The sequence below is a fragment of the Mucilaginibacter sp. RCC_168 genome, from assembly GCF_041355315.1.
Lineage (GTDB): Bacteria > Bacteroidota > Bacteroidia > Sphingobacteriales > Sphingobacteriaceae > Mucilaginibacter.
The window spans coordinates 260821-279995 of sequence record NZ_JBFUPN010000002.1; the positions used below are offsets into that span (position 1 = coordinate 260821).

The 19175-nt window shown below is 42.4% G+C and carries 23 protein-coding genes; 13 read left to right on the forward strand and 10 right to left on the reverse strand.

The features are described 5' to 3' along the window. Positions 1–31 precede the first annotated feature (31 nt). The 5 genes from AB6735_RS02495 to AB6735_RS02515 all read left to right on the forward strand — a co-directional run bounded on the left by AB6735_RS02495 (position 32) and on the right by AB6735_RS02515 (position 3316). The gene (locus tag AB6735_RS02495; protein WP_370994242.1) at positions 32–295 is read left to right on the forward strand and encodes a hypothetical protein; all 264 of its coding nucleotides are present in this window, start codon (positions 32–34) and stop codon (positions 293–295) included. A gap of 400 nt (positions 296–695) precedes the next feature. After that, a complete protein-coding gene (locus AB6735_RS02500) occupies positions 696–1100 on the forward strand; it encodes a DUF2809 domain-containing protein (RefSeq protein WP_370994243.1) in 405 nt (134 codons plus the stop codon). Positions 1101–1102: 2 nt separating this feature from the next. After that, positions 1103–1858, forward strand: a complete 756-nt coding sequence (locus tag AB6735_RS02505; RefSeq protein ID WP_370994244.1) for an oxygenase MpaB family protein — start codon at positions 1103–1105, stop codon at positions 1856–1858. A gap of 41 nt (positions 1859–1899) precedes the next feature. Further along, positions 1900–2763 carry a DUF817 domain-containing protein gene (locus AB6735_RS02510; protein WP_370994245.1) on the forward strand — a complete coding sequence of 288 codons (864 nt, stop codon included), beginning with the start codon at positions 1900–1902 and terminating at the stop codon, positions 2761–2763. Between the two features lie 304 nt (positions 2764–3067). Next, positions 3068–3316, forward strand: coding sequence for a hypothetical protein (locus tag AB6735_RS02515; RefSeq protein ID WP_370994246.1), 249 nt, complete (start codon positions 3068–3070; stop codon positions 3314–3316). Between the two features lie 10 nt (positions 3317–3326). Here AB6735_RS02515 and AB6735_RS02520 read toward each other — a convergent pair whose 3' ends face one another. From AB6735_RS02520 to AB6735_RS02535, 4 genes are all read right to left on the reverse strand, one after another. Then, entirely contained in the window at positions 3327–5261 is a 1935-nt protein-coding gene (locus AB6735_RS02520; RefSeq protein WP_370994247.1) for an LTA synthase family protein, read from the reverse strand. 670 nt (positions 5262–5931) lie between these two features. Further along, entirely contained in the window at positions 5932–7728 is a 1797-nt protein-coding gene (locus AB6735_RS02525) for an alpha-L-fucosidase (RefSeq protein ID WP_370994248.1), read from the reverse strand. Positions 7729–7879: 151 nt separating this feature from the next. Then, positions 7880–8368 (reverse strand): hypothetical protein, encoded by a 489-nt coding sequence (locus AB6735_RS02530; protein WP_370994249.1) that lies wholly within the window; start codon positions 8366–8368, stop codon positions 7880–7882. Between the two features lie 71 nt (positions 8369–8439). Next, positions 8440–9375, reverse strand: coding sequence for a cation diffusion facilitator family transporter (locus AB6735_RS02535; protein WP_370994250.1), 936 nt, complete (start codon positions 9373–9375; stop codon positions 8440–8442). Positions 9376–9574: 199 nt separating this feature from the next. On the opposite strand from AB6735_RS02535, the gene AB6735_RS02540 reads away from it, so the two are divergent. After that, positions 9575–9979, forward strand: a complete 405-nt coding sequence (locus tag AB6735_RS02540) for a hypothetical protein (RefSeq protein ID WP_370994251.1) — start codon at positions 9575–9577, stop codon at positions 9977–9979. Between the two features lie 148 nt (positions 9980–10127). Here the strand turns inward: AB6735_RS02540 and AB6735_RS02545 are convergent, their stop codons facing one another. Next, positions 10128–10679, reverse strand: a complete 552-nt coding sequence (locus AB6735_RS02545; protein WP_370994252.1) for a hypothetical protein — start codon at positions 10677–10679, stop codon at positions 10128–10130. Positions 10680–10844: 165 nt separating this feature from the next. Between AB6735_RS02545 and AB6735_RS02550 the strand changes: the two genes are divergently transcribed. Together AB6735_RS02550 and AB6735_RS02555 are read left to right on the forward strand one after the other, a co-directional pair. Then, complete coding sequence (locus AB6735_RS02550; protein ID WP_370994253.1) at positions 10845–11126, forward strand: pyrimidine/purine nucleoside phosphorylase; 282 nt, start codon at positions 10845–10847, stop codon at positions 11124–11126. A 146-nt stretch (positions 11127–11272) separates the two neighbouring features. Continuing rightward, positions 11273–11602: a YbjQ family protein gene (locus AB6735_RS02555; RefSeq protein WP_172336782.1), complete on the forward strand. Its 330-nt coding sequence runs from the start codon at positions 11273–11275 to the stop codon at positions 11600–11602. An 83-nt stretch (positions 11603–11685) separates the two neighbouring features. On the opposite strand, the gene AB6735_RS02560 is transcribed toward AB6735_RS02555, so the two are convergent. The 4 genes from AB6735_RS02560 to AB6735_RS02575 form a co-directional block, all read right to left on the reverse strand. Further along, positions 11686–12699, reverse strand: a complete 1014-nt coding sequence (locus tag AB6735_RS02560) for a hypothetical protein (protein ID WP_370994254.1) — start codon at positions 12697–12699, stop codon at positions 11686–11688. Between the two features lie 331 nt (positions 12700–13030). Continuing rightward, positions 13031–13228 carry a hypothetical protein gene (locus AB6735_RS02565; protein ID WP_370994255.1) on the reverse strand — a complete coding sequence of 66 codons (198 nt, stop codon included), beginning with the start codon at positions 13226–13228 and terminating at the stop codon, positions 13031–13033. A 30-nt stretch (positions 13229–13258) separates the two neighbouring features. Next, entirely contained in the window at positions 13259–13753 is a 495-nt protein-coding gene (locus tag AB6735_RS02570) for a hypothetical protein (RefSeq protein WP_370994256.1), read from the reverse strand. A 221-nt stretch (positions 13754–13974) separates the two neighbouring features. Continuing rightward, on the reverse strand, positions 13975–14163 hold the full coding sequence (locus tag AB6735_RS02575) for a hypothetical protein (RefSeq protein ID WP_370994257.1): 189 nt from the start codon (positions 14161–14163) through the stop codon (positions 13975–13977). Between the two features lie 355 nt (positions 14164–14518). Between AB6735_RS02575 and AB6735_RS02580 the strand changes: the two genes are divergently transcribed. The 5 genes from AB6735_RS02580 to AB6735_RS02600 all read left to right on the forward strand — a co-directional run bounded on the left by AB6735_RS02580 (position 14519) and on the right by AB6735_RS02600 (position 18667). Further along, positions 14519–15445 (forward strand): hydroxypyruvate isomerase family protein, encoded by a 927-nt coding sequence (locus tag AB6735_RS02580; RefSeq protein WP_370994258.1) that lies wholly within the window; start codon positions 14519–14521, stop codon positions 15443–15445. Positions 15446–15913: 468 nt separating this feature from the next. Beyond that, entirely contained in the window at positions 15914–17086 is a 1173-nt protein-coding gene (locus AB6735_RS02585) for a M28 family metallopeptidase (protein ID WP_370994259.1), read from the forward strand. A 103-nt stretch (positions 17087–17189) separates the two neighbouring features. Beyond that, positions 17190–17741 (forward strand): GNAT family N-acetyltransferase, encoded by a 552-nt coding sequence (locus AB6735_RS02590; protein WP_370994260.1) that lies wholly within the window; start codon positions 17190–17192, stop codon positions 17739–17741. Between the two features lie 143 nt (positions 17742–17884). Next, positions 17885–18100: a hypothetical protein gene (locus tag AB6735_RS02595; protein ID WP_370994261.1), complete on the forward strand. Its 216-nt coding sequence runs from the start codon at positions 17885–17887 to the stop codon at positions 18098–18100. Positions 18101–18373: 273 nt separating this feature from the next. Continuing rightward, positions 18374–18667, forward strand: a complete 294-nt coding sequence (locus AB6735_RS02600; RefSeq protein WP_370994262.1) for a hypothetical protein — start codon at positions 18374–18376, stop codon at positions 18665–18667. Positions 18668–18682: 15 nt separating this feature from the next. On the opposite strand, the gene AB6735_RS02605 is transcribed toward AB6735_RS02600, so the two are convergent. Beyond that, complete coding sequence (locus AB6735_RS02605; RefSeq protein WP_370994263.1) at positions 18683–19156, reverse strand: CYTH domain-containing protein; 474 nt, start codon at positions 19154–19156, stop codon at positions 18683–18685. Positions 19157–19175: the final 19 nt, after the last annotated feature.

A 19175-nucleotide genomic window follows, 5' to 3' on the forward strand; every position in this document is an offset into this window, starting at 1 on the left:
TAAAAAAAAATTTGAAATTAAAAAAACATTAATGTCAATGTTACAGTTTATGTTTTCTATTCTTACTAACTGGATTACAAACACATATACGGAAAGTGTTACTTATCAGTTTGCTGATCCAAAATATTTTATCAAAAACAGTGTATTATCCATTTGTGATGCCTTCAGGCTGCCGTCGCAAAAGGCATACTTTTATGACCGGTATCCCGAGATTGTTTTACCCTCCTCTATATTTTATACTACTTTTAACGATAAACAAGATCCACCGCAAAAAACCAGGAGCATTAATATTTAACCACTTTCATCTATTACTCCAAAAACTTTTTAAAGCTTTATTTTAACACTTTTTTATCAAAAAGCAGGGCCAAAACGGAGCTAAAACTGCTCAAAATTCATTCAAAACCATCCATTTTAACACTTTTTAACAAATTTCTGAAGGGTTTTGAAAACTTTAAAAAGTTTTAATTAATCAAATAACAATATATATCAAACGGTCGGTTTTTGGACTGTATTTTCTCTTAACAAAACAGTCCAACTTTTCTTTTTTGATCAGGAAAACCGGGCTGCCGTTCACTCAGATATTCAAAAATTAAGGCATAGATCCAGCAAATAATTTCGCCCGGAAGTCCTCAGTCCTTTTTCTGTTTGGAATTATAATTTTTTATTCATTACTTTAAATTACAAAGTACTTTTAAATGATAAAATCATATCAATATTTTACTCCTGCCCTGCTGCTTTTTTTGCTGGAGATGCTAATTGCCCGTTACGTGCACGATAATATCATCCGGCCTTATGGCGGCGATTTTCTGGCTGTATTATTTCTTTACTGCCTCATCAAAAGCTTCTTTAATATACCCGCGCTTAAAGCAGCTTTGCTGGCATTGCTGGTAGCATATGCTATTGAGATTTCGCAATATTTTCATTTAACCAGGCTATTGGATCTGCAAAATTCAAAAACCATCAAGCTGCTGTTAGGCAGTTCTTTTTCGTGGACGGATATACTGTGCTATACAGGTGGCTTCGTTCTTATTATAATAATAGAACAATGCAGAATACGTCCGGTGGCGGGTATACAAAGAATAAGCAATCCAAAAAAATAAATATGGAATATTTTGTAGATGAGCACTCTATAGTGCGAAAGATATGGGGCAAAGCCGATACCATCCTGTTTATTTTCGCGGGAGCAGCGGCCGAATTTTCCCTGAACAAGGCGGTGGATTGGCTGTATTATACCGGGAAGCTCCCGGTCGATCCGCTGGGCCGGCTATTCTCAACGGTAGCCTATTCACGGCAGATCATTTTTTCGGAACGCGATGAGGCCCTGCAAGCCATCGACAGGATCACCGCCATTCATAGAAGTGTGGAAACCAGCAGGGGCACGCAAATACCCGACTGGGCCTATCGTGATGTATTGTTCCTCCTCATCGATCTGTCTATCAGTTCCTATGAACTGCTGGAGCGGCCGCTTACCCTGTTAGAGAAAGCCCAGACCTTTGCCGTATTTAAACGGGTAGGTACGCGCATGCAGCTTACCGGGTTACCTGCAACCTATTCGGAATACCTGGACATGCGCCGCGAACATCTGCGGCAAAACCTGGTTAAAAGCGAATTAACAGTCGACTTGTATCATCAATATCGCCGTCATTTGGGTGCGGCGCGTTACCAGGTATTAAAACAGGCCCAATTACTGGTGGTACAACCCGAAATACGCAATCACCTCCGCTTAAATACTATACCCTGGCTACGACCGGTGTTATGGGGATACAAGTTTTTAAAACTGTTAAGGCTCAACGCTTTTTTACGTAACGCGCTGCTGCCTGTAGCCTACAAGTCACAAATCGTAAGTCTGGATTCTTAAGTCAGTTTTTTTAAATAGCTCACCGAAAAACAATCCTCATCATGGACTTTCAACCTAAACTTAACTTAAGGCTTCGGACTCCAGACTCCAGACTTAAAACCGGTCACTTTTTTACATTTGTTAAGCAGGAAGCCTTATCCTGCCTGTTCCCGGCATTGGTTTTTACGATGCTGGCCATTTCGCATTTATTTAAGGTGATTATCCCCCGGTATGATTTTATGCTGATATCCTGTATATCCATACAAATCATCATGTACTGCACCAAAATCGAAACCAAAGATGAGGTACTGGTGATCTGTTTATTCCATCTTCTGGGCCTCGGGATGGAGTTGTTCAAAGTGCATTATGGTTCCTGGGCCTATCCGGAATTTGCTTATACCAAAGTTTTTGGTGTGCCTTTATACAGTGGTTTTATGTATGCCAGCGTGGCCAGCTATATGTGCCAGGCCTGGCGGCGGTTAAAGCTCCGGATCATCAACTGGCCGCATCATCGTACCGCACGCATCATAGGCGCACTTATTTATCTGAACTTTTTCACTAATAAGTTTTTCTTTGATGTGCGTTATCTCATCGGTTTACTGATCCTCTACTTTTTCTGGCGATCGGTAGTCATATTTGATCTGAATGGCAAGCTGTATCGTATGCCCACCATCCTTTCGTTCCTGTTTATCGGCTTTTTTATCTGGCTGGCCGAAAACCTGGCTACCCTGCTTGGCGCCTGGAAATATGCATACCAACACCAGGGCTGGGCGATGGTGAACTATCAAAAAATAAGTTCCTGGGGCTTCCTCGTGATCGTGAGCTTTATTATAGTAGCAGAATTGAAGATGTTAAAAGATGGTGTTAAAAAACCGGTTCGCTTAATTGCTGATCTCGAGCTGTCCGAAGTCTCAGACTTCGGATAATTATGCAAGCAGTTTGCAACTACCTTAATTACTTCGTTCCCCCAGTAGTTTAAAGACTACGGGCATAATCGTTCGAAGTCAAAGATTTCGAACAGCGCTGTGTCATGGTGGGCAGCCTCTGCGCACAAGTCTTCGACAGGCTCAGACTGACTGGCCTTTTTTATTTGCGGCTTCTGTCAAATCTATTCATGGACCATCGACTATCCACCATAAACCTATCTGTAACATTTCCGATGCTTTTTCACTTGCCATAATAAGCCCATACAACCCGCCGTTCCTATCCAGAACCCCTTTCGCTAACAACATGAACAAACAATTCAGCCAGGTTAAAATACGTTACAATACCGATAGCAATGGTCAGGATCAGTGCTGGCGCCTTATTCTCGATGGCGATGAAGTATTGGTTGAATCTGTACAGATTATTAACGCGCCGGTTTGTACTTCCCGGGATTGGATCGAATCGGTTGGCAAATTTAAACACCACATTTCGGTAAACGATTGCCACGTACAGATTGATACGGCAGGCGCCGCCCTGATAACAGCTAAGGTTTAACCGGATATGCTTAGTTCGCCGCCAGTTTCCGGTTTACTATCCTATCGGCATAATCCTGGATAAAGGCTTTGCAGTCCTTCTCTCCTTTTTGCATTTCGGGGTTAAGCTGGCCGGTAGCCAGATTTTTATCCAAACCTTTATCGGTAACCGCGAATATGCCGGTGATATTTTTCCCATCGAACAGGTAAGTATAATTGCCCTCCATTAACTGATAGATATTGCCTATGGAATTGATGATCCGCGGCGTTTCGGTTGGCAGGTTACTAATCAAACTCCTACCCCATGACCTGAATGGTTTGTTATAACCTATCAGATCGACAACCGTTGGATAGATATCCATTTGCGAAGCCAGGTCTGTTCGAACACCTTTCAGCTTATAGGCGCTATTAGCGCTGTAAAATAGTATGGGTACTGCAAAGCGGTTCACCTGTTTACTATATTCTGGGTAGTAGGTTTGGCTGGTATGATCGGCAGTGATCACAAAAATGGTGTTTTGGAACCAGGGCTGCGTTTTGGCATAATTAAAAAAGATGCGCAAGGAATTATCTGTATACTGAACGCATTTATCAATAGCCAGCGGACCTCCCTTAAATCTTTCTTTATATTTTTCGGGCAGCTGATAAGGATCATGCGACGATAGGGTGAACAATGTAGCCATAAAAGGTTGTTTTTGCCGGGTAAGCGTACGGCCCATGAACTGAAAAAAATGCTCGTCCCAAATACCCCAGATGCCATCAAAATCTTTGTCATTATTATATTCCGTACGACCGTAATAATGCTTATATCCCAAAATACTGCCAAAACCCTGAAAGCCCATAGAGCCGTTTGCGGCCCCGTGGAAAAACGAGGTTTGGTATCCCATACTATCGCAAATAGATACCACCGACTGGATCTTTTGCTTGGCATAAGGTGATGAGGTAAAGGCATTCTGAAACGATGGTATACCCGCCAATACCGACGACATGGCATGGATAGACTGCCGGCCTGTAGCATAAGCATTGGTAAATATCAGACTGCTGTTGGATAGGGAATCCAGGAACGGTGTATATGATTTAAAGCCGGGTATGCTTACATCGCGGTTCATACTGCCCCAATACTCGCGGGCCATGCTCTCCAGTATAATGATCACCACATTGGGTTTACTGGCAGGTTGGGAGCTGTACTGTTTTATGGGCTTAATGTTTGTGCTGATGTATGCCTCGTCTGTCCAGTGCTGTAGTTTGAAGTTATTGCTATGTAAGGTTCTGAAAATAGCGAAAGGGGTATTGAGTACAATATCGCCCTGGTTAGGTACGGTGACATGTTTATACGCATCAACCATATTAATAGGCCGGGTACTGTGCGCGAAATCGCCCCGGATACCGCCGATAACCAGCGCGAGGATGAGCAGGAATGATACTACAGATGATAAGAAATACACTTTTTTGTCGGTTACTTTTGCTGGCTTTACCTTCACTTGTTTATATAGCCATATCCAGCAAAACGAACACAGTATAAATAGAAGGATCACGTACCAGTAAGCTTCAGAAAAATGGGCAAACAGCAATTTCTTGTTGTTTTCATCGGCCAATACATCCAATGTTGCCTTGGTTGAGCGTACCTGGCTAAAGCGATAGTAAATAATATCAACAAAGTTGGTGGCGTAGGCGAGCAAATTGGTAACAAAGTACAGTATAGCCATGCCTTTTTGAAACTTAGGCTGCGTATTTATAGTGAGCGGCAAAACACTAAGCAGAATAAATAAGCTATTGGTATAAAGCAACGCTGTAGTATCAAAGGCCATACCGTAGTAACACAATTTAAGCAGCGCCCAAAAGCTATCAACCGCAAACAGGTGGGTATTAAAAGCAAAAAATAATACCCTTGCTATAAAATAAAACAAATACCCTAAAAAAAGCCTGTATAAAAGCACTTTATATTCGGCCAACCTTAATTTACTTTCCATGAAAAAAACTTGCTTTTAGTTTTCCCAGAATTGGTTTGGCGGGGTTATTTCAAACCATGTCGGTACCGGGATTATTAAAAGGCGGAAAATAAAAAAAATCAGAATAACAATTACTTAATATTAAACTAACGCCAATTTAATGACATTAGATTGGCAATCATATAGGCCGGAAAGGAAAAATAACCTATGATTAAACATTTGTTCAAAAAAGGGTGTCATGGATAGCCTGTCGAGGCATGGCGGGCAGGCCTCTGCGCTCGACCCTTCGACGGTGCTCAGGGTGACAGCCCCTTTTTTAATGTTATTTGTCCGTTATGCCTAACCATAGGCTATTACTCTCTTGAAAGGGGAATAGCCCATGAAAAGGCATAAGGTAAAAATTAGGCACCTATCGACTCACCCCCGACGTCGCTGCGCTCGTCACCCCTCTCTCCGCTTCGCGCATAGAGGGGATTTTTAATTCTTTTTTTCTTTACCCTCTTTGCGGCAAAGCCGCAGAGAGGGTGGTCCAGCGTAGCGTGGACCGGGTGAGTCTGCTCTGCGGCTTGGTTTTAGCCTTGTCGGTTTAAACTCCGCCTTTTCATGGCGATTACCCTCTCAAGAGGGGAATAGCACAATCCGCCGTTTTTTTGGCTCACTCTTTTGGCTTGCCAAAAAACCTTTAGTGTTTTTACTTTTTACTTAGCCAGATCCTGTTCAGTAATAATTCTGCCTGCTCTTTTGCATCAGCCTTTAAAGTGACCTTGTAAAAGCCTTCTTTAGGGAAATTGAACGCACCTACCCTATCGTTTACAAATTCATCGGTATAACTGTCATGGGGCTCTACAACCATCTTACCCGTTGGTTTTAACGATACAGACAGGTTTTGATCACCGGCTGTAATTTTTATGAGCGTGGCGCTTTTTGAATTATTGTGGTATGATATATCCGCGTTATAAGCTCCTGCAGCCGGTACATAAACCTGCCAGGTCAATAAACCATCACTGTTGATGATCATGTGTGAAGGACGTAAGCCATCAAACGGTACTTTTTTATAGGCTGCTGTCTTTTCCGAAGCATTATTGCCGGTTAGGGCCAACCCGCCAAATGTAGATTCTGCTACCGCCTTTTCGTCAAGCATTACTGGTTCTGCATATTGCAGCGCAATTACAGATACAAAATGATCGCCCGCAGCATCTGGCAATTGAATATGGGTATACGGGCCTGTTTGTGTAAAGTTTAGGGCAACCCTGCCTGCGTCGGTGATCAGCTCCGCTTTTTCGGGTTTCGACAGGATGCCGGTTAAACGTAACAGCTTATCCAACGGCCAGTTATACACTTGCAGGTAAACCATCTGCTTGTTATCCAGTTTCCTGGTGGTTATCCTTCCCCAATCATGCTGATCTGGTCGTAATTGAAGACCGGTGCACCCGTATACAGATTCCCCGTTTTTGGATAGCCAGGCACCTATGTCGTTCAGCCTGGTTTGATCCTCGTAGGGTACGGCACCATCTGCCCGGGGACCAATGTTTAAAGTAAATCCGCCGTTGAGGCTAACATTACCAATTAACGATTGTAGTAACTGACTGGTTGATTTATACTCATTCTCCAGCGCGTTGTATCCCCACGAGTTGGCTATTGTGCCTGATGTTTCCCAAGGATGACTGGTATAAGCTGCGCCTAACTGATTATCGCCCATAGTTTCAAAATCAATACCCGGAGTATTTGCGGGCAGGCCCAACCTGGAATTGATTAAACAAGCCGGTTGCAGCTCGTGTATCAATTTAATAACCTGCTCCAGCTGCTCTTTTTTTACAATGGTTGTTTTATAATCAACCCACATATCAAACCAGATCATGGCAACATCGCCATAATTGGTTAACAGTTCGCGCAGTTGCGGCAGAACCTTTCCCTGCCAGTATTTATTGTATTGCTCATCGGTAATACGGCCTGTTATTTCCTGGTTATGATCCCAGCCATCCGGATGCTCCCAGTCCAACCAATGCGAATAGTAAAAACCCAGTTTCATACCGTGTTTTTTACAGGCGGCAGCTAACTCCTTCAATACGTCGCGATTGGTGCCGCTGAGTTTGCTTAAATTGTTATCACTTACTTTGGAGCTCCAGATAGCTATCCCATCATGATGTTTGGCGGTGATGAGGATATATTTCATTCCTGCTTTTTTGGCCAGTACTACCCATTGCTCAGGGTCGATCTTATTCCAATCAAACCGTTTGGCTAATTGAACATACTCTGCTTGGGGTATGCGGTTGCGATAGCGGATCCATTCGGCATAGTTATTTCCATTTCTGAGGCGTTCGCCTTCCCAGATCCCTTCGGCGGCACTGTACAATCCCCAATGAATAAACATACCGAAACGGGCATCGGTAAACCATTTAACTTTTTCGCTATTAGTTGATGCTGGCTGAGCTTTAACGGCACCTACGGTGGCGAGCAATAACAAAGAAAGCAGGATACGTTTCATCATTTTATGGAGGGAATATTTGTTTAACAATCAATCACATTTATAAATTGGTTTATAAAAGTACAGATCGTTTACAGTTTAAAACTTCGCGAACTTATCATTTGACTGAGCGAAATTGGCACAAAAGGTGGGTTTTCAGCATGCTTTATCGAATTTAAACCGCCCCCAATTCCGCTTTGTCATCATAGCCCAGTTGCAGATCCTCTGCTATCCGGTTAGCAGTGGGCCTGCTCCGGAAAAGAATAAGCATCAGCAGAACCGATATGAACAGGTAAAACAAATTACCGCTTAACATAAAAGCAACGATATTAAAAAGTGAAGGCCCTTCCAGCAAGGCTGCTCTTGTGATAAATGCAGCCTGGTAACCGGTCACTTTACTTTGCAGATCAGTTTTTTGAGACAGGCGATCGATTAGTTTTTTAAATAAAAAAAAGCCCGCGATAATGCAGCCGAAGGCCAGGGCCGGACCTACAAAGAAAAAAACATCTTTGGTGTCTCTGCCATTAAAATATAAGGTTTTGGTACCCGTGGCAATGGCAACACCGGCAAACAATACCTGCCCTGCAAGTAAGGCGCCGTGTATAATTTTCATGGTTCTAACAGCGGCGGCGGGGCTTTGCTGTACAGGTGCGTAATTGTTCATTTTTTCGACTGGTTTATTACTGCATTATACAGCTATTTCACGAGAATCCTATCGTTTATTTCCGCATCGGTTTAAATATACGTTTGCACATCAGGACTTATTTTATCCAGGTAAATATCGGGCTGAATGATCACAAAATGGATGAGGCCATACTCGTCCTTTACCCGGTTACGGATCCGCGAAATAGCTTCATTGAGCTGCCCTGTATCCAGACCGGGTTTAAACGCGATGATGAGCATGAGCAATATCTCGCTTGGCGATTGATAGGTTGACAGGATGTGAATCAGTTTTAACACATCCGCGTCATGCTCTACAATTTCAGCGATGCGGGCTTTGGTTTGCTGGCTTATCCCCTCGCCCATGAGCAAACTACGGCTTTCCCGCGCCAGTATAACAGATACCCCAACAAGCAGCAGACCTACCAATAAAGAGGCTACGCCATCCAGGTAATCGAGGTGATAACGGTGACCTATGAATAAACAGATCATCACCATAAATAGTCCGATAACCGCGGCACCGTCTTCAAAAAGCACCAGGAAGGTAGATGGGTCTTTACTGTTGGTAATGGCCTGCCACCAGGTTTGATCGCCACGCAATTTGTTAAACTCCTTTGCCGATATGATGAACGAAGTACCTTCAAACAAAACAGAAGAACAGAGTACAACATAACTCCAGGTTGGGTTGCCCGGCACATCGGGACTAATGATGTGGTTAATACCCTGATAAATAGAAACACCGCCGCCCAGGCCAAAAATAAGTATAGATACAATGAACGAATAAAAATACAGTTCTTTTCCATAGCCAAATGGGTGCCTTGCATCGGGTTTCTTTTTACTCTGGTGCAGGCCCAGCAAAAGCAGCAATTGGTTTGTTGTATCAACAACTGAATGCACTCCTTCGGAAACCATAGCAGCGCTGTTACTTATTGCACCTGCTGCAAACTTGGTAACCGCTATCAACAAATTGGCGGCGAGCGCACTGTAAATAGATTTCTTTGACGATGCCATATCAAACTAATACTTATATCAAATATTTGTTTGGATTAAAAGGTAATGCCCTTGTAAGACGATATATCACAGCAGCTATTAAACTATAATAACCTTATGGCCAGTACGATGAATTCAAAATTTTCAATTTATCAAAACCATTTCCAATGGCCTATGTTATCATATTAGTTAATTTTTAAAACATTTAAAGAAATTAATTATGAAGAATTCAAGAATAACAGCAGTAGCCATCGCGCTTACATTTGCGGCTTCTGTGGTACTTGCTGGTAATCACAAGGCTGATAACCTGCAAAAAGCTAAGGGATTGAGTATAAAGGCAATCAATATGGTTACAGATACCGTTCCGGATAAAAAGAAAAAGAAAAAAGAGCCAAAAGCTCCAACTCCGGCACCAAATCCAACACCAACCCCTACGGATCCAACCAATCCAAGTCCTACACCTATGCCAACCCCTACACCAACGCCTAACCCTAATCCAAGCCCTACACCAACGCCTACTCCAAATCCTAACCCAAGCCCAAATCCAAGTCCAACACCTAATACACCAAGTCCGTCACCAAGCCCAAGCCCTTCATCACCAACGCCAACGCGTCCTGGTCAATAATTTGGTTTCGGCACATATCAATAAAGTAAAAAGCCCGCTGCGAAAGTTCACAGCGGGCTTTTTAAATATGTTTAGATGCGATCAACCAATTGTTGAAGATCCGGAATATATTTTTGATTTAACTTAAATATGAGACAAAAAACTCTTCTTAGTTACTCACAAAAGTATAAGGCAAATTGGTGAATGAGCCAGATTGTATTTGTTGTGTAGTGATAGACTCATTACCATTGATATCTGTAGAGAGTTGCCTAACGCTGAACGAATAAGTACCCGTTATCACTTTTTTAACAGAATCAATAGCCGTAGTAATAACCGATCCTTCAACTTTACCTGGTGCCGGTGTAAAACTCCCTCCTATTAATGCCTGGGTAGAATAAACCATTTTAACATTATTCTTAGTTGAATCAACTTTAAAGGTAGCAAACGGAAAACCGGTGGTATTTGTACTGTTCGGTACGGCTACGCTGAGGCTTACTTGTTTCTGTAAAGCGATGCCAACAACAGAAAAAGTCTTGGTTTTGGTAGCAGCATTATAGGTTATGGCAGCGCTAACGGTATCCGGATTCCAGGCGGTACCGTTAATATTGGCAGATAGTATTTTATCGGAAGTTGTAGAGGCAGAAGTAATTACGTCCTTTTTACAGCTTTGAATACATATAGCTGATAAAAGTAACAGCAGTATAAGTTGAGTTTTCTTCATATATAAATTTTATGCAAATAACGCTTTTTACGAAGTAATAATTACAACCGAAGTTGCTTTTTTCACATATTTTAACATTCTGTACCGATGCGTTATGTAATTGAAGTTTGCAAATTATAAAACAATTGATTTTAATTAAGCATATTAGGCTCAAATTTTTTTAGTATGATCAACGTTAACGAATATTTTGAAGGCGCAGTTAAATCACTCGCTTATACAACCGAACAAGGCCGCAGCACTATTGGTGTTATTGAAAAAGGCGAATATGAATTTGGCACATCGAGCCATGAAACCATGACCGTTATTGAAGGCCGGCTGGATGCTTTGCTGCCGGGCGAAACTACCTGGCAGTCCTTCACCGCCGGGCAAAAGTTTGAGGTAGGTGCCAACACGGTATTCAAAGTAAAAACCGGGGTACAGAGCTCATACCTGTGCACTTACCGGTAAAAGCAGCCTCCTTAAAACCTGCAAAGACATCAGGTAAAAATAAAAAAGACATTATTTGTAATTATAGGCGTCCTGTTTTATCTAACCATAAAACATACCAACCATTAAATGGTTAACCTAAGCATCTATACCAATAATCAAAAACAATGGACACTTCACTTATTACTACCAGTACCTCTTTAGAGGGTTATCGCGTTACCAAACATTTAGGCGTTGTTCGTGGTATTACCGTACGCAGCCGCAGCGCCCTGGGCAACATTGCCGGCGGCTTTCAATCGCTTTTTGGCGGCAGACTTTCCATTTATGTAGAGCTGTGCGAAAATGCCCGCGAAGAGGCTTTTCAGCTTTTGGTACAACACGCGCAGGCTTTGGGCGCCAATGGCATTATCAATATGCGTTACGATGCCAACGAAGTAATGCAGGGCATTACCGAAGTACTGGCCTACGGAACAGCCGTTGTGGTTGAAAAAGTGTAAACTGATATATGTTCTGCTAACAAAAAGGGAGCGGTAAACCGCTCCCTTTCCTGTTATTGTTTTTGGGGTATTACGTGCATTGATCAGTTGCCCAGCATATAAAACTTGCGTACCGACTCGTAATCATTAATATTCACGTGCTTGGCCACTGCTACACTGATGCCACCTGGGATGATCACATAGCGGTATTGCAACACGCTCGACAGTGGTATCGAACCGGAATTATCAGCCGTAAAACGAGTGATAATAAAGTGTCCTAAACGCGGTAAATAGCTCATCGTATTATCTTTACCGCCGGCATTGCTGGTATAAGGCAAGGCCAAAACGCCACCACCGTAAGTAAAATATATCACCATGCTGCCGCCATTTAATATACTGGTGGTTAATGATGGTGCTGCCAGATCGGCTATTTTTAAGGCGCTGTTATCAATCGTGGTATCCCTGAAATTGGTAGCGTAATTCCAGCCGGAGTAGATCACATTGGCGGTACCGGCAGGGCCTGTTGGACCAGCAGGGCCAGCCGGACCGGCAGGACCTTGTAAATTAACGGCAGGTCCCCACCCTGTAACTGTTTTAGGACCATAAAGGAAGTAGCTGGTTTTATCCAGGTAAAAATCGCCTACATGACCCAGGCTGGCAGATGGAGCTCCGGAACCGCTTAATGTGGTGTTACCATTTGCACCGGCTGCACCTGTGGCACCCGTAGCGCCAGTTGCACCTGTAGCTCCGGTAGCTCCGGTAGCACCTGTGGCGCCGGTTGCTCCTGTAGCGCCGGCAGGGCCTTTTAAGGAGAACCCTGTACCCCAACCCTCAGCCGTTTTTGGGCCATATAAAAGGCCGGTAGTCACATTAAGATAAAAATCGCCTACTACACCTGTAGCTGTGGGGGGAACGGTGTTACCACTGTAAATAACGCTTCCGTCTTTACCATTGGCTCCTTTTGGACCAGCAGGCCCAACCGGACCCTGAGCGCCTGCGGCACCAGCGGCGCCATTAGCCCCTGCAGGGCCCGTTGCGCCATCATCGCCTTTTTTGCATGATGCGAGGCATAGCATCAATGCAGCTAACATTACTGTTAAGTACTTTAATCTTTTCATGGAAAAATAATTGATAATTGTTGATGATAATTTGTTTTACACAGCAAGCACCGTTTTCAATTTTTTTGATGATAACAGGGCGCTGAACTGTGAATCAAAGTTGATCATCGGTCATACTAAGCAGCGAAGGGTATGTACGCTGTTTTAAACGCATATTTACTGAAACTTGCACACGTACTTTAACGCGGCAGCTTACGGCAATTACTCAGACAAATTGCGTAAAAAACGAAATCATTTATTTGATAATCAATATTTTATAGAAATTATAAATACAAAAAAAACCGGCAATAAGCCGGTTTATATAAAACAATATCAAAAATACCTGTTTAATTTAATTAAAATACGAAAGGGGGATGGTTTTCCACATACCATTAGCCAGGTGACCGATCAATAATTCATAAATCAGGTAAACCGGCCAAAACAAATAATGGATCAACAGCAATATGAACGAGTGGTTATAATGCCAACTGATCATCAGCGTGTACAAGCCTAATAAAAGGTATAATATACTGGTTTCTCTTTTCTTCATTATTATTTTAAGCTAATATAATCATTTGGGTTAATCAGTACAATTTTTCATATTGTAAATCAGGCTGTAATCGGCACTTGTATTGGTTTGCTGTCTGCCGGTTTTAGCGTCATAGCTATAGGGCTTTTGGGCAAGAGCATTCCCTCTTAACTGAAACTCTACATTCATAGTGTCTTTTGAGCCTTCCTGCGTAAAGGTCCACACTGCTTTGATGGCATTGCCATTAAGCTTGCCTGTAATAGTTCCTTTACGTGCATCTTTCTCTTTCGGGAGCCAGCTCATTTTTCCGCTTACCTTATCACCGTTGATGAGCATATTGACAATGGTTGTATCCTGGGCCTTTTGACCATCGGTATGATAAAAGCAATATTGCATATTTACCATAGGTGCATCGGCCGCGTTGGCCATTATCGTATCTTTTTTACCGCCAGTACTTACAGTATCGGCAGTATTATTATGGGTGCCAGAGCAGGAGGCAGCCATCATCCCTGCTACAAGCAGGCACATTTGTATTTTTATAGCCATTTATAAATATCGATATAAGCTATGACAAATTAAATGTTAAAAAGTTCAATATATGGATATGATAATTATAGCCTGACTTATAAGGAGTTACTGCAAATCAATGCCATATACAGAAACATGGACTACCGCGATTGTGCAATTAGAGGGATAATAGAAATGTATTACAATTATTATGCAGTGTAAACAACATTTGTTACACTGCACACATTGTAATACTGATTTTATGCTTTCTTTTCGGGAGGGGTTGATACGATCTCACCAAATTCATTAACATAAGCCATCATGCTTTCCAGGTCGCTGCCACCACTGTTTTGCTGGCGCTCCTGTTTACGCAGTTCTTTTTCTTCTTTCTTTTTTTGCCTGTTCTTTTCGAGCTGTTTTTTCATGAAGGTTGCTTGCGATTTAGCCATATTTATTAAAATTTAGTTAAACAATGCGCTACTCCCAATTAAAACCTGTAAAACCCTTTCAACTGAACAAAAAGTTCTGAACTGAACATACATGAAGAAGAGGATCATCAATTTAATTTCCGGGCAGCAACGGTATCAGCGGGGATAAAAATGAACCCTGGTCAACAAGGATTAATTAGCGGTGGCTATATGGGAATAGCGGTAATTTTCCGTTTGTGGTACAAATATACGCTTTTTTAGCAAAAACCACGAATGTACCGACCCGATGGTTTGAAGAAGCCCCCGGCTATGGGATCTCCAAAGCCAAACTCACAACTTTTTTTTATATTGCTGCCTCAAATCCCAATTACCTATTATGAAACGCAGAAACTTTGTGCAAAACTCTGTATTGGCAGGTGCATCATTACTTACAACAGGGCTTTTAAAAGCGGATTCCGCAGCAGCCGAGGCTATCGCTCCCGATACCGGCAAGCCTTTTCATTTAAACTACGGCATTCATGATGGCATGTTTAAAAATCATGCCGGCGACGATTTTATTGATCAGATCAAGTTTGCTTATGACCAGGGCTTTCGTAGTATTGAAGATAATGGGATGGCCCGCCGACCGGTTGATCAGCAGAAAAAAATTGGTGATACGCTGGCCAAATTGGGTATGGCTATGGGTGTTTTTGTACAGCCAGGCTTAGGTAATGATACCAATCTGTTGGCATCGGGTAAAGCCGAGCACCTGGATAAGTTCATAGCCAGTTGCAAGGAAGCTGTTGAAGTAGCCAAACGGATCAATGGCAAACTGGTTACCGTGGTTCCCGGCGATTTTGTGCGCAACCTGCCCATCGGTATACAAACCGGCAATGTAATTGAAGCCATTAAAAAAGGCACAGCTATTATTGAGCCCCATGGCCTGGTGATGGTGCTGGAACCATTAAGTGACAACCCTGACCTGTTTTTACGCACCCCCGATCAGGCTTATGCCATTTGCAAAGCCGTGGGCAGCCCTTCCTGCAAAATTTTGTATGATATGTACCATGTACAGCGTAATCAGGGCAATATCATCCCAACCCTTGATTGGGTTTATGACGAGATAGGCTACTATCAGATTGGTGACAATCCCGGTCGTAAAGAACCCGGCACGGGCGAGGTTAACTACAAAAACATATTCAAACACATTTATGATAAAGGATATAAAGGCGTACTGGGGATGGAACACGGTACAGCAGGCCCTGGTAAAGAAGGTGAGCTTGCCCTGATCAAAGCATACCGCGAAGCCGATAGTTTTATATAAGCGGCTATAAATGATGAAAGTAATTATCCTGATGAATGGATGTGATTTATTTAAAGTGCGATTTTTAAGAAAGGGCATGTGCTATCCCCTCTTGAAAGAGTAATAGCCGATGAAAAGGCGGAGTTTAAACTTACAAGGTTAAAACAAGTCGCATAGCCGACTCACCCGGTCTACGCTTCGCTGGACCACCCTCTCTGCGGCTTTGCCGCAAAGAGGGTAAAGAAAAAAAGAATTAAAAATCCCCTCTATGCGCGCAGCGGAGAGAGGGGTGACGAGCGCAGCGACGTCGGGGTGAGTCGATAGATGCTTAATTTTCGCTTTCTGTCTCTTCATGGGCTATTGCTCTTTGGAGAGAGGTGGAGGGGTGTGTTGTTCCTGAACTAATGAATATCCTGCCGTTCAAGAATAATAGTCATTATACTTAAAACAGTATTCAATGCATAATAAATATGATCAGAATAGGTACAGATGAAATATAAACTTATACTTCTGTTATTGCTAACCGCCAACTGCACACTTGCCCAGGACAGCCTGTTCGCCCGTAAAATGGTCGATACTTTAACTTCGCCTTACTTTTGGGGGCGTGGTTATACCAAAGACGGCGTACATCGTGCAGCCGTTTTTTTGGCCGCGCAATTCAAGTTGTATGGTGTAAAGCCCATGGATGGCAAAAATTATCAACAGGAGTTTAGCTACCCGGTTAATACCTTTCCGGGTAAAATGAAAGTGGTGATCAATGGCGCCGAGCTTAAGCCGGGTATAGATTACATTGTAAGTCCCGACAGTAAAGGCGTAACTGGTACAGGCAAGCTGGAACAGGTTGACAGTACACACTTTGTTGATAAGGAAAATCGCGTGGTTTTATCGCTCGAAGATAAGCTTACCTGGTCTGTTGAGGGTAAGGCCCTTGATTATACCCTGATACAAATGGATAAAAAATCGGTAAAACAAACGCCGTCCACTATCCAGATCGATATGGAAAACCAACTGATCCCCGATTTTAAAACAGCAAACATTTGCGGTATGGTTAAAGGTACTTCAAAGCCCGATTCGGTATTGGTTATTACCGCTCATTATGATCATTTGGGCGGCATGGGTAGCAATACCTACTTCCCTGGGGCTAATGACAATGCCAGCGGCGTTACTCAATTATTAAGTTTAGCCAGATACTATGGCGCCTATCCGCAGCGCTACAGCATGGCCTTCATTTGCTTTTCGGGCGAAGAAGCCGGGTTATTGGGTTCTAAATATTTTACCGATAATCCTTTGATACCGTTAAAAAACATTCGCTTTTTGATCAATTTAGATCTTGACGGCACCGGTATCGAAGGCATAACGGTGGTAAATGCCACCGTTTACCCCAATGAATTTGCCGCCTTAAAGCAAATTAACAGCCTGGGTAATTACCTGGTAAAGGTAAATCCGCGCGGGAAAGCCGCCAACAGCGATCACTATTATTTTACAGAAAAGGGAATTCCCGCTTTTTTCATATACACACTGGGCGGCATTAAAGCCTATCACGATGTTTTTGATATCAGTAAAACATTGCCTTTAACTGAGTATGCCGACCTGTTTAAACTGATCCTGAAGTTTAACAGCAGCCTGATGACTAAACAACGGCCCATATTATCAGCCAATTAGTAGGTTCATGGTTCGTGGCGCCCGGTTTCTGTTTCCTTCATTATGCAGAACTGCGGCTTTTGTCTTATCTTGATTCCTGATTCTTAACTCTTGATTCTCTATCATGCTCAATCTCAATTTTGATCCTTTCCCGATACTAACAACCGAACGTTTGATATTGCGGCGCTTTACTTTTGCCGATGCCCCCAGGCTTTTTGAGTTGCGAAAAGACCCGGTTATTATGCAATATATAGGTCGGCCGCTCGCAAAAACACTTGATGACGCTATAGATCTGATAAAAGTTATTAACGATTTATTAAGCGGTAATAATGGCATTACCTGGTGCATTACGCTTAAAAACGAGCAGGAGTTTATTGGCAGTATAGGTTTTTGGAGGATAGAAAAAGAGAATTACCGGGCCGAGATAGGTTATCTGTTAAATCCGGTCTATCAGGGCATGGGTATTATGCAGGAAGCCGTAGAAACCATTATTAATTATGGTTTTGGGCCGATGAACCTGCATTCCATCCAGGCTAACGTGAGCCCTGGTAATGCGGCCTCGATAAAATTGCTTCAAAAAAATAACTTTACACAGGAAGCCTATTTTAAGGAGAATTGCTTTTATAATGGGGCATTTAGGGATACTATTGTTTACACGTTATTAACAAAAAATTAAATGTGTTAACAAAATATTCACTTCAGGTATTTTGAATTAAAAATTTTTAATGCATGTTTACAGCATAAAAACCAATTATAGCTAATGCCGAAACAATTCGGATTAAATGGGGTTAACAATTATTAAAAACAAAAGAACTTATCATGGCAACAGAAAAAGGAAGCGGTATTACCGCGTATTCAGTAAAAACCAAAACTAAAAATGTACCTATGATCGATCCTGTTATCGACGTAAAATCAGGAAGGTATATTGCAACAGGAAAAGATAGCGCAGGCAACAAAATGGCTGCTATCATGGGCAAAACAACTGCCGAAGAGCATATCAAAAACGGTAACGCCAAAAAAGGCACTGGCTGGTAAATAGCACGATAAAACCTCTGTTATCAATTGGTACCAGGGGTTTTATTTTACCCTTGTTCTTTCCCGCCCTCATTTCTCTGGTTTGACCAGATCCCGGTCAGTATTATTATCAGATAGTCTTCTTATTATTTTTACCGGAATACCAGCTAACTGTATCATTTTTATACTGTTTGGGTAGTTTTACGCAAAAAAAATGGGTGAAAACACCTATTTTCCTTCACTCCTATTTGTTTTAGCTTTGTAACACCTGTTAATTAAAAAACGAATGAGCCGATGTCTGTACGTATTCTTTGCATAAAAACTGATGCCAAATTGCACAAAAACCCTTATGTAGCTATTGATTCATTAGAATGGGTAAATGAACGCATCAATGTAAAAGGGGTTACCGAAAGAGCTAAACTTTATGATTGGATAAAGGATGCTGCAGGAGAAGCCTACATCATTGATGAGTATGGTAATAAAACCACGCTGATACCCGCTCTTTGTCCGGATGGTAATAAATATGTTAAAACCGTTTATGACGAGTCAAAGCCGGATTATTTATTAGCCTTGCCTCAAAGCGCTTAGGTTTTGTTGTATCAGTTACGCATTCCACCTGTTAAACGGATTTACCGATAAAGCCGAATTGTAATACTTTTTGTCGCCGGTAACCTCAACAGTGACCCATGGGGGTAACTTAAACGTTTCTGTTTCGCTTTCCAGTTCAATCTCCGCCACCAGCAAGCCTTGGTTATCACCTAAAAATTCATCTACCTCCCAAACTTTACCTTCGTAATTTATACAATAACGGATCTTTTCGAGTTCGGATGCGGCAAAATTGTTTAGCAATTCTATTCCTTCGTTAACCGGGATGGTATATTCATATTCCAGGCGGCTAATGCCTTTTGTTTTCCCTTTGATAGTTATATACCCCAGTTCATCAGTAACACGCACCCGGATAGTTTTGATATCGTCACTTAAAATATAGCCCTGGCGATAATGCTTGCCCCCGGGTTTGGTAAGAAGCCGCCACTGTTCGTGATCAACCAAAAACTTCCGTTCAATTTCAATAGCCATAATTTATATACCTGAGCGG